At 68.1% G+C, this 10,954-nt stretch carries 8 protein-coding genes; 7 read left to right on the top strand and 1 reads right to left on the bottom strand.

Going from position 1 to position 10,954, the window contains the following annotated elements; translation table 11 throughout:
• Positions 1 to 116: 116 nt before the first annotated feature.
• Positions 117 to 1,409, bottom strand: coding sequence for a polysaccharide biosynthesis/export family protein (locus MFF54_RS25135; RefSeq protein ID WP_238306929.1), 1,293 nt, complete (start codon positions 1,407 to 1,409; stop codon positions 117 to 119).
• 1,259 nt (positions 1,410 to 2,668) lie between these two features.
• Between MFF54_RS25135 and MFF54_RS25130 the strand changes: the two genes are divergently transcribed.
• From MFF54_RS25130 to MFF54_RS25100, 7 genes are all read left to right on the top strand, one after another.
• Positions 2,669 to 4,855 (top strand): Wzz/FepE/Etk N-terminal domain-containing protein, encoded by a 2,187-nt coding sequence (locus MFF54_RS25130; protein ID WP_306423983.1) that lies wholly within the window; start codon positions 2,669 to 2,671, stop codon positions 4,853 to 4,855.
• Positions 4,855 to 6,105 (top strand): glycosyltransferase, encoded by a 1,251-nt coding sequence (locus MFF54_RS25125; RefSeq protein WP_238306927.1) that lies wholly within the window; start codon positions 4,855 to 4,857, stop codon positions 6,103 to 6,105. The genes MFF54_RS25130 and MFF54_RS25125 overlap by 1 nt, the downstream gene beginning before the upstream one ends.
• Positions 6,106 to 6,184: 79 nt before the next feature.
• Complete coding sequence (locus MFF54_RS25120; protein ID WP_238306926.1) at positions 6,185 to 7,051, top strand: WecB/TagA/CpsF family glycosyltransferase; 867 nt, start codon at positions 6,185 to 6,187, stop codon at positions 7,049 to 7,051.
• Positions 7,052 to 7,136: 85 nt separating this feature from the next.
• Positions 7,137 to 7,853, top strand: coding sequence for a sugar transferase (locus tag MFF54_RS25115; RefSeq protein WP_238306925.1), 717 nt, complete (start codon positions 7,137 to 7,139; stop codon positions 7,851 to 7,853).
• A 56-nt stretch (positions 7,854 to 7,909) separates the two neighbouring features.
• A complete protein-coding gene (locus MFF54_RS25110) occupies positions 7,910 to 8,911 on the top strand; it encodes a glycoside hydrolase family 5 protein (RefSeq protein ID WP_238306924.1) in 1,002 nt (333 codons plus the stop codon).
• A gap of 109 nt (positions 8,912 to 9,020) precedes the next feature.
• Positions 9,021 to 10,535, top strand: a complete 1,515-nt coding sequence (locus MFF54_RS25105; protein WP_238306923.1) for a lipopolysaccharide biosynthesis protein — start codon at positions 9,021 to 9,023, stop codon at positions 10,533 to 10,535.
• A gap of 70 nt (positions 10,536 to 10,605) precedes the next feature.
• A partial coding sequence (locus MFF54_RS25100; RefSeq protein ID WP_283206321.1) for a sugar phosphate nucleotidyltransferase occupies positions 10,606 to 10,954 on the top strand: 349 nt, incomplete at its 3' end.

The raw sequence follows: 10,954 nt of genomic DNA, 5'->3' as shown, positions 1-10,954 counted from the left end.
CCAGCGCGGCAAGCGGCGTTGGAAACATCGCGGTTCGTTTCTCCAGGCTTGTTCGATCAGGGGCGTGCGAGGGTTATCGAGGCGAGGTCCGGGGGCGGCGGCCCGGCGCGGGAGCCTCAGCGGGTCGGGACGTCGGCGACCTCGCCGAACTGCAGCGCGATCTCCACCACGTCGCCGGGCTGAAGCTCGGTGTCGTTGGACGCGGTGATGCGCTGGACCTGCTTGCCGTCCTTGCGGACGATCACGATGGTTGGATCGCCGTCGAGGCCGCGAACGAGCTGCGACCTGACCATGCCGGTGTAGCGCAGCTGCTCGCTCGTGTTCTGGAGCGTGCTGCGGATCTCGGCGAGCTGGACGTTGGCCTCTTGGAGCTCCTTCATCACCTCGAGCCGCCGCGCCTCGTCGACGCGCTGCAGACGATAGTCGAAGGTGTCCTTTTCCCGCTCGGTCGCCGCGCGGGTCGCGGTCGTCTGCAGGGCACGCGTCGACGAGAGAAGGAGCGAGCGGCGCGACTCCGTCAGCCGGTTCGTCGGTATCGTCCCGCGCTCGTAGAGATCCTGACTGCGCTTGAATTCGTCCGCGTCGGCCTGGACGCCCTCCTTCTCGCGGCTCTCCTGCTCGGTGAGCACGCGGACCCGGTCGCCCTCCTTCTGAGCGGCCGCGGTGAGGTAGGCCTTCTCCTTGGACGCATCCAGGTTCTTCGTCTTCAGGATGCCGCGCTCGACGTCGAGGAGTTCCGCCGTCATCGACGGTGCGAGCGGCGTGTCCTTCAGTGCTCGGTCATCGATATCCTTCTTGCCGTCGAGCTCAGCGCGGAGCCGAGCGATCACCGCCTGCTGCCGCGCGTACTGGACCCAGGCCCGGTTGTGCTTCTCGCGCAGCTCGGAGAGCTGAAGGAAGGGATTGTCCATCTTGAAGCGCAGAAGGTCGAAGCCGCCCGCCAGCGAGACGGCCTGCCGGACCGTCATGCCGGGCTTGAACTTCTGCTCGCCGGGCTGCGCGACGTCGCCGTTCAGATAAACGGGACGGTACTCGTCGACCGTGACCGTGATCTCGGACGGAGAGAGGATGACCGGGAACTCGCGTCCCTCGTTCGTGCGGCGCCGGAACTCCTTCGTCGGGAGGAGCGCCTGGATCTTGGACTGGGCCTCGGCGAGGGTGAGGCCCGCCACCTGCACCTGTCCCACTAGGGGCATCGAGACCTGGCCGTCCACGCTGATCACGCTGGACGCCTTCATCTCTGGGACGGAGACCGCCTCGATCGCCAAGCTGTCGCCGGGCGCCAGACGGTAGGCCGCCTGTCCGGCCTGCGGCGCCAGCATCACGGTGCCGGCGAAAAGGAGGCGGAGCACCCCCTGCCGGACGCGCGACGAGGGACGGATCGGGGTGCGGCTCTCGATGTCGTACATGTCCCCGGTTCCTCCGATCAGATTGATCATCCCGATGACCGCGTCCTCCGGAGCCGCTGTGGATCGTGTCGATCCCAGCGGCGTGCGTGTCGCGAGGCGGACTTTCACTGCGTGCTGAGTGCGTGCGCCGGAACGCCTCAAGCTCGGATGCTCAAGGAAGGTAATCACACGCTGTCGGGCAAGCTCAAACTTGAGCCCGTACAATATTGTGTGGCAGCCGCACGGTTTGTCCAGTCCAGAAAAGAGTTTCATTTCATGCGGCGAAAAACCACTTCAGGTTGCATGGGTTGGGGCATTCCCAACGCGTCCGAGTTGCCTCATCTCGCAGGTGCGCAAATCGCTCTGACGCGCATCCATGTCTCCGCATCGCGCTCGGACCCGCTGCTCCCCTTCGGAGGTAGGCCGCAACCGCCACGCACCACGCTGCCTCTCGATGCATCACGAGAGCTGCGGATGATGCCGGGAAGGGCACAGTGAAATCCCTACCCGCCGGTGTCCTTCACCGTCTACCAGCACCTCAACGATGTCAAAATCACGAAGAAACCATTGGTAAACATACGTTATCGCCGAAACGGGGAAGAAAAATCCTTCCATCAGCCAACGAACCGTAAAAATTTCTTAACCGAAGATCCTCTTTTGGCATGATGAAAATGAATATCAGACATGCGTTTTTGTCATGAACGGACCAAGGACTTTCGCCAATCGAACGGCCCACGGATGGAAAGCTCGGCTTAGATCCGATGCGTGCACGAGGGACTGCAACACCGCGTCGTGCGACCCAAACGCCTTGCGGCGCAGCAAAAATGGCCCGCCGCCTCTCAGCGTGAAGAATGTCTGGCGCCACCTTCGCTTGAGCCCAAAGGGTTCCAAAAAAAAGTGCCGCACCTTCGACGTGACTAGGTGGATTCCGGCCTATTACTCGGCGGCACAATGACTCCACTTGCGCTGTACGTTCGTGTCAGCCACCTTTGGCTTCACCGAACGAGGTGTGGCGGCAATCAACCTAGTCGATCATGTGGCCGTGATTGTGGTTCCTCGCGGGGATCCGCCTCTGCTTCCCGACAACCAGTATTAGCGCTGCGTTGAACGCGCCTCCAGCTCGGGCTCGAGTGTGGGGTGGATAGGAAGATCGTTAGCCGTCGATCAGGTTTGCTGTCTCGGCGAGCCTGCAACCGAAGCACGAGCGTTCCGCTGTCTGGTCGCCGACCGGACTGTGCGCGCTCGCCCGTTCATGTTGCTCGGAGGATCTGGGACGCTCGATGAACATCAATCCTGCTCCTCTTCGCTTCCAAGCCGGCATGAGGCCGAGCCCGTTCTCGGTTGCGGACCGTCGATCCAAGACCTGGACCATCACGCAGATCATTGATGCGACCGTGCGAAGGCGCCGCACCGTGGCGCTGGTAACCGTGGTCTGTTTCGCGATCGCGGCGACCTACGCAAATCTCGCGGCGCCGACCTATACGTCGATGGCGAGCGTCGTCATGGACACGAAGTTGACGCCGCCGTCGCCTGGTACTGTATCGTCCGAGACGACGATCGATCCCGCCGTTGTCGACAGTCAGGTCGAGATCCTGAAGTCTGACAAGATCGCACTCGATGTCGTCGATCGACTGAAGCTCGCGAAGGATCCAGAGTTCGTCGGCTCGAAGCCGTCGTTCGTGCACGCTTTCGTCGGCCCCATCATGGCGGTCTTCGAGCCGGGGGCGGAGGGAGCGGTGCGCACGGACCCGCGCCAAGCCGCGGCGGCAGCCCTCGGCCGCAAGGTCAAGGTCACGCGGGCCGGGCGCAGCATCCTGGCCGAGATCACGGTCACGAGCCTCGACCCGGTCAAGGCGGCTGCGATTGCGAACGCGGTGGCGGAGGCCTACATCCAGGATCAGCTGAGCAGCCGCATGGAGGCGAGCCAGCGCACGACGGACTGGATGCAGCGCCGCCTCGGCGAGGTTCGCGAACGGCTCGATGCCGCGAACGCGGCCCTGGCCGCCCATCGGGCAGGCGGGGACACCGGCAAGAGCGAGGCCGGTGACGCGCGCACCGAGCGCGAAGGCTCCCGCGCGGGCGCGGCGGCGGCGCTGACCCGGGCCCGCGCCGACCTCGATCGGAGCGCGCAACTCCGTGCCGCCCTCGCGCAGGGCGATCCGGGCGCCGAAACCCTCACCGCGATTGATCGGCTCGGCGATCCTGCCCTCTCGAAGCTGGTGGCGGAGCAGCGCGGAGCGAACCCGGGAGGGGCCGTGCTCCGGGCGCTCGGCGAGCAGCTGGACGAGCGCATCGAGACGCAGCGCCGAACGGTCGCCGCGGCCGAGCTGCGCGCAACGCTGCTCGACAAGCAGATTCAGGATCTCCGGGCCGACACTCCGGCGACGGGCGATGGCCGCGAGCGCGCGCTGGAGCGCGCTGCCCAGGATGCCCAGAGCAACTACGAAGCGCTGCAGAACCGGGTGATGCGCGTGAGCGCGTTCCTGCAGCAGCAATCGATGCCGGTCACGGAGGCGCGCATCGTCACCACGGCGTTGCCGCCACTCTCGAAGAGTGCGCCGAAATCCTCGCTGATCCTCCTGCTCGGCCTGATCGGCGGCCTCGGTGCCGGCGTCGCCGCCGCCTTCCTGAAGGATGCCCTCGACCGGCGCGTGCGCTGGTCCCGCCAGATCACGCACGAACTCGGCCAGCCGTTCCTCGGCACCCTCGAGGCGTGCCCAGCGCGTGCGCGCGAGTTCCGGCACTCGCCCGACGGTTCGCCGGGGCGTGCCGATCGCTTGCCCGTCCCCCTCTTCATCGCGAACGGATCCGGGTCACCCGCGGTCCTTGAGACCTTGTGCACCACGAAGGTCTCCATCGATCAGGCCCTGCATCGCGAGACTTGCCGCGTCGTCGGCGTCATCTCGGCTAACGCCCAGGAGGGCAAGACGACGCTGGTCACGAATCTCGCTGTGCTGTTCGTCGAGATGCGCGCACGGGTTCTGGTCATCGACGCCAATCTCTACGGGTCCGGGCTCGCCGATCTCGCCGAGGGTGATCCCGGCCCTGGGCTGGCGCGCGCGGTGACGGAGCGCCGCTCCCTTCCCGAATGCGTCGTCGCGAGCCGGCTCGGCTTCCACCTGCTGCCCGGCGGGGCCGGTCCGCTTCCCAATCACCCGGTCGAGATCCTGGGTTCGGCCGCGCTGCGCCAGCTGCTGGCCGAGGCCCGCGATCACTACGATTACGTGCTCATCGAGGTCCCGCCTGTGCTCTCGGCGGTCGATGCGCGCGTCGTCTCCGACCTCATCGACGCCTTCGTGCTGGTGGTGCGGGGCGGCCGAACCAAGCGCGACGAGGTCGAGCACGCCTTCACGACCTGCCCGGCCATCGCCGACCGCATCGTCGGCGTGGTGATGAACCGCACGAAAACCGGCGAGCGTCCGGCGCCCGCCAGCTCCGCCGCGTCTTACCTGCAGGGAGCCGCGTGATGGCATCTTCCCCCCTCATCCGAACGGCGCGGCTCGCAGCGCGCCCGGTTGCGCGGGCGGTCCGGCGGCATATCCTGCCGCGGGTCCTACCCACGGTGCGCCATCCCTTCCCGGAGCAGGTGCGCAACGTGCGCGTCGTCGGGCTTCTCTCCTCCTCCTCCGGCCTCGGCGAATCGGCACGGCTCTGCATCGAGTCGCTGACGCAGGCGGGCTGTACCGTCTCCACCGCCAACGTGGCCCCGCTCTTCGACAGCGACGACGGGGTCGCCTATCCGCAGCGGGTTTCGGGTCCGCCCGCCGACGTCGCGATCTACCACCTCAACCCGACCATGCTCCTGCCGAGCATCCTGCGGGCGGGACTGCCGCAGCACCTGCGGACCTACAGCATCGGCTACTGGGCCTGGGAACTCGAGACGCTGCCGCCGGAATGGGTCGAAGCGCTCCGCTTCGTGGACGCCGTCATGGTGCCGAGCCGGTTCTGCCAGGAGGCCGTGCAGGCCTACACGAGCAAGCCGGTTGTCGTCGTCCCGCACCCGGTCGGCCGGCCGAGCGCGGACGGGGGTGCGGTATCGCGGCCGTCCGACGCGCGGTTTCGCGTCGTCAGCATCTTCAACCTCGGCTCGTCCTTCCTGCGCAAGAACCCGCTCGCGGCGATCGCAGCGTTCCGTGCCGCCTTCGGCGAGTCCGACGAGACCGAACTGGTGCTGAAGATCAGCGACGGCGCCCGCTACCCGATAGAGCGGGACCGGATCCACGCGGCGATCGCGGGTGCGCGCAACATCCGGCTGATCGACGCGGTCTGGGACCGCGCCGAGCTGCAGGCTCTCCTCGCCTCCGCCGACGTCTACCTGTCGCTCCACCGTTCGGAGGGGTTTGGCCTGACGCTGGCCGAGGCGGCGCTTCAGGGCATCCCGGTCGTCGCGACGAACTGGTCCGGCAGCACCGATATCTGTCCGCCGGACCTATGCTACCCGGTCGATCACGCGCTGGTCCCGTTCAGCGACCCCCACCCCGCCTATGCGGGCCTGAGGCGTGCGCGCTGGGCCGAGCCCGACACCGAGCACGCGGCCCTGCAGCTCCGGCGGGTCCGGTCCGATCCGGGCGAGGCGCGAGCGCGGGCGGCTGCCCTTCGGGCATGGCTCACCGGATATCTGGCGCAGCACGATTACAGAGGCGCGCTGCGGGAGATCGCCGCCCGCATGCCGGCCGACGGCGCGCCCGCTGCGCCCGAGGCTGTCGCCCGAAGCTGAAAAGGCGCGGGCGCGCAGCGCCTGCCGCACCCGCCGCCGATCACACACAGAGCAGCCCTTCAGTCAGAGGATGCGCACATTGGCTCAGCCACTCGCCACGTATCGGCCGGACGCTCCGCAGCCCGAAAGCCCTTCGCTCACCGAGGCGGGGCAGATCTTCGGCCTTCAGTTCTCGGCGCTCGACGAGCAGGCGCTCGTCGCCCAAATGGCGACGGCCGAGGTGCCCTCCGGTACGGGTCCCAAGCGCCTCGCGACGGCCAACCTCGACCATATCGTTCAGATGGCGCGCAACGACGCGTTCCGCCGGGCCTACGACCGTGCCTGGACGATCACGGCGGACGGGATGCCGGTCTATCTCTACGCCCGCCTGCGCAATGTCGGCCTGCCCGGGCGCGTCACCGGCGCGGACCTCTTCGCGCGCCTGATCGAGGTCCTCGACGCGGCCCGCCACCGCTGCTTCTTCGTCTGCAGCAGCACCGAGGTCGCCGAGCGACTGGAGCAGCGCCTCCTGCGGCGCGGCTTCCGCCGCGAGGCTCTGGCCTTCTGCGTGCCGCCGCACGCCTTCGAGCGCGATGCGGCCTACTCGGACGCGCTGGCCGAGCGCATCCGCAGGCACGCCCCCACTCACCTGTTCATGGGGCTCGGGGCGCCGAAATCCGACATCTGGACTGACCGCTACCACGACGCGCTTGGGGACTGCTACGTCCTGAACGTCGGGGCCGCGCTCGATTTCACCGCCGGCGTCAAGCGCCGGGCGCCGGTGCTCGTCCGCCGCATCGGTCTGGAATGGGCTTGGCGCGTCGCCTCCGAACCGCGCCGCCTCTACCGGCGCTACCTCGTCGATTCCTGGCAGTTCCTCTGGCTCGTCGCCATGGATCTCTGCCGCCCGGCCGAGCCGCTTCCCAGTCGTGCCGCCCGCGATCCCGGCATCCGGCGCAGGACCTGACCGACCATTCCGGGCGGCCGCATCCCCTCGGCCGCGGATGGTCTCGCCCCCGCCACTCGACACGCCGCATTTTGGAGTCTCGCGAATGCAGCAGGGTATAGCAGTTAAGTTCCACCGCGAGGATCGGCTGCTCCCCCGGACGCAGGATGGTCGCACCCTCGCCCACCAAAGCAGGGCCGAGCGGCCGATCGCCCGCCGGGCCCGTGCAGCCAACGGGGCCGCCCTGAAGCGCACGGTCGACGTGACGGTCGCGCTCACCGCAATCCTCTTCCTGATCCCGCTCTTCCTTGCCGTCGCGCTGCTGATCAAGGCGGAGACGAAGGGGCCGATCTTCTTCCGACAGAAGCGTTACGGACTGAACCGGCAGCCCTTCGAGATCTTCAAGTTCCGCACCATGACGGTGCTCGAATCGAGCGGTGCCTTCCAGCAGGCCTGCGCCAACGACCGGCGCGTCACCCGGATCGGCCGGTTCCTGCGCCGCTCGAGCCTCGACGAGATGCCGCAGCTGCTCAACGTCCTCTCGGGCCACATGTCGCTCGTGGGACCGCGCCCGCATGCCACGGCGATGGACGACACCTACGCGGGCGTGGTCTCGGACTACGACGACCGCTTCCTGGTGCGGCCGGGGCTGACCGGCCTCGCGCAGATCACGGGCTACCGTGGCCCTACCGACACCTACGACAAGATCGCCCGACGGATCAGCCGGGACCGCGTCTACATCCGGCGCTGGTCGCTCGCCCTCGACGTGATGATCGTCCTGCAGACGCCGATCCAGTTGGTGAAGGACCCGAACGCGCTCTGAGAGCGGGCGCGAAACGGTTTGAGAAGCGGCGCCCATAAGGGCGCGCGAACACGACCATGAGGCTGACGCACGTGGATCTCACGCGACGACACGCACTCTCCGGCCTCGCGCTCGCAGGGATCGCCAGCGGCATGGGCGCTGCGTCACTGCACCCGGCGCGAGCCGCGAACCTGACCTATCCGGGCGTCAACCTCTCGGGCGGGGAGTTCGGTGATCTTGGGCGGCCGATGGGGCAGGGCTACATCTACCCGCCGGATTCGGCCTTCGCGTACTACGCGAGCCGCGGGATGCGGCTGGTGCGGCTGCCCTTCAAGATCGAGCGCCTGCAATCCGAGCCTCTCGGCCCGCTGTCGGAGCGGGATGTCGTGGAGTTGCGGCGCTGTGCGGCGGCGGCCAAGCGCTTCGGACAGCTGCTGGTCCTCGACCCGCACAATTACGGCAAGCGCGACGATCGGCCGATGGCGGCCGACGATCTCGCGGACTTCTGGAAGCGCATCGCCGGCCTGTTCCGGGACGAGGCCGGCATTGCCTACGGCCTCATGAACGAGCCTGTCGCCTACAAGCCCTCCGAGTGGCGGCCGATCGTGGACCGCGTCGTCGCGTCGATCCGCGATCTCGGCTCGACGCAGCTGATCATGGTGCCGGGCGCCGGCTGGACCGGAGCCCATTCCTGGATCTCGGAGGGCAACGCCGCCGCCTTCGAGGACTTCTCCGACACCAACTTCATGTTCGAGGTACACCAGTACCTCGACGCCAACAGTTCCGGGACCGACCTGCAGACCTACGTGCCCGGGGCCGGCGAGAGCCGCCTGCGCGACTTCACCGACTGGGCGCGAGGGCGCGCGTGCCGCGGCTTCCTCGGCGAGTTCGGCTTCGCACTGCCCGCCGGCCGGACGGAGGCGGCCGCCATGCTGGCCTACCTGACGGCCAACAGCGACGTATGGAAGGCGTACGCCTACTGGGCCGGCGGACCGTGGTGGGGGGATTACGCCTTCAGCATCGAGCCGAACAAGGATGGCGACAAGCCGCAGATGACGCTTCTGCGGAACTTCATGTGAGATCTGTGCCGGGAACAGGTCGTACGCGATCGCTTAAACCGAAGGTTTCGAGTTCGACTATGCTTTACACATCACCCCGTAAGGCCGTGCGGCCGCTCGAGGTCCGCTCTTGAGCGGTCTTGCAAGGCAATCGGCCGCCAACGCGATCGCGACCGGGTCCGTCTTGATCAGCGGCGCGCTGAGCACGATCGTCGTCGCGCGCCTCCTCGGGCCGGCGGATCTCGGCGTCGTGACCTACGCCGCCTGGATCGTCAGCATCATTTTGATGGTGGCGGATCTGGGCATTCCCGGAGCCCTGGCACGCTACCTGCCGGAGGTCCGCGGGAGCGGGGATCCGAGGGCCTGCCATGGTCTCGCGCTGACCCTCTACAAGCGCTTCATCCTCGTGGTCGGGCTCGCGGCATCCGCGGTCACAGGGTACGCCCTCTGGCAGCTTGCCGAGGGGCGCAGCCTCTCCCTCGGGATCGCGGCGGACAGCTTCAAGACCGCGCCCGGCTTCTGGCTGATCGTGGCTGCCGCCATTGTCACCCAGAGCAGCTCGGCCTTCACCATCGGGCTGCTACGGGGGTATCAGGCCTTCGGCCGGATGGCGCGCATCATGCTGATCGCCGCCGCCGCGCAGATCGGCGTCACCGTGCTGGGGGCGGCCACGCTCGGCCTCGCGGGTGCGCTGAGCGCCGCAATCATCGTCGGGCTCGCGCCGAGCCTCTTCCTCCTGCGGGAACTCCGCGGCGGCAGCCCGGTCGCGCCGGAGCTGCGCGGCCGGCTCGTCCGCTATTGCGGAGCGACCTGGCTCGCCTACCTGCTCACAGCCGTCACCTGGGCCCGCACAGAGATCCTCTTCCTGGAGCGGAGCTGGGGCAGCGAGGCCGTGGCCTTCTTCTCGGTCGGGCTGACGCTCGCCAACCTCGCCGTCCAGGCGCCCCTGCTCCTTACTGGGCCGCTGCTGCCGGTCCTGGCGCAGAACATCGCGGCCAAGCAGCACGCGGTCGCGGTCGAGATCTATCGGACCGGGATGCGCTACCTCGCGATGCTCGTGTTCCCGGCCTGCTTCGGCGTGGCCGCGATCGCCTCGGTCTTCGTGCCGCTGGTCTACGGACCGGCCTTCGCGAAGGCGGTGGCGCCGGCCGTGATGCTCGTCGTCGCCGCCGCCTTCTATGCCCTGACGGCGGTGACGCAGATCTACATGAACGCGGCCGAGCGCAACCGATTCAACATCCTCGTGGGCGTCGTCGGGGCGGCCAGCATCATCGCATCCGGGCTGATCATCATACCGGCGCACGGCCTGATGGCGGCGGCCGCGACGCGCACGACGGTGCAGATCCTCACGGCCGCGGCGTCGCTCTGGTACGTGCACCACCACCTGCACGCGCCGGCACCGCTCGGTCAGATCGCCCGCATTGTCTGCGCGGCAGCCCTGTGCGGCCTCGCGGCCTTCGCCCTCCTGCGCGCCTTCCCCAGCCCTGCGGCACTCGTGCCGGCGATCGTGACCGGCATGCTCGTCTACGGGCTTGGGTTGAAGCTCTTCGGCTGCATCCTCCCGCAGGACATGGAGCGGTTGCGGGCGATCGGCGCCAGGTTACCCGCCCCCTTGAGCGGAGCCGTGTCCGGCACGTCCAAGTGAGCGTCGCCCAAAGCGATCGAAGCCTTAAGTCATCAAGCCTGACGTGATCAGAACTCCGGAGAGAGACCCGATGCCCGACCTGACCTCGCCCTCCGTCCACCCTGTGATCCTGTGCGGGGGCTCGGGCACGCGGCTGTGGCCGGCCTCGCGCGAGAGCATGCCCAAGCAGTTCGCCCGGCTGGTCGATCCGGAGCAATCCACCTTCCAGGCCACCGCCCGGCGCGTGGCCGAGCCCGGCCTGTTCGCCAGGGCCAGCGTCATCGCGGCCGCCGAGTCCCGCTTCATCGTCGCCGAGCAGCTCCAGCAGGTCGGCCTCGGCGCCGACATCATCCTCGAGCCGCAAGGCCGCGACTCGGCCGCAGCCGTCGCGGTGGCGGCGCTCCACGCCGCCGGCACCGATCCGCAGGCCGTCGTGCTGA

The sequence above is a fragment of the Methylobacterium gregans genome (genome assembly GCF_022179245.1).
GTDB classification, from domain to species: domain Bacteria; phylum Pseudomonadota; class Alphaproteobacteria; order Rhizobiales; family Beijerinckiaceae; genus Methylobacterium; species Methylobacterium gregans.
The sequence above is the reverse complement of the archived record's forward strand: the minus strand, read 5'-3'. Positions and strand labels throughout refer to the sequence as shown.

Coding starts and splice junctions, on each gene's coding strand:
- MFF54_RS25110 (WP_238306924.1), top strand. CDS start 7,910: ATGAGGCTGACGCACGTGGATCTCACGCGACGACACGCACTCTCCGGC.
- MFF54_RS25135 (WP_238306929.1), bottom strand. CDS start 1,409: ATGTACGACATCGAGAGCCGCACCCCGATCCGTCCCTCGTCGCGCGTC.
- MFF54_RS25125 (WP_238306927.1), top strand. CDS start 4,855: ATGGCATCTTCCCCCCTCATCCGAACGGCGCGGCTCGCAGCGCGCCCG.
- MFF54_RS25115 (WP_238306925.1), top strand. CDS start 7,137: ATGCAGCAGGGTATAGCAGTTAAGTTCCACCGCGAGGATCGGCTGCTC.
- MFF54_RS25130 (WP_306423983.1), top strand. CDS start 2,669: ATGAACATCAATCCTGCTCCTCTTCGCTTCCAAGCCGGCATGAGGCCG.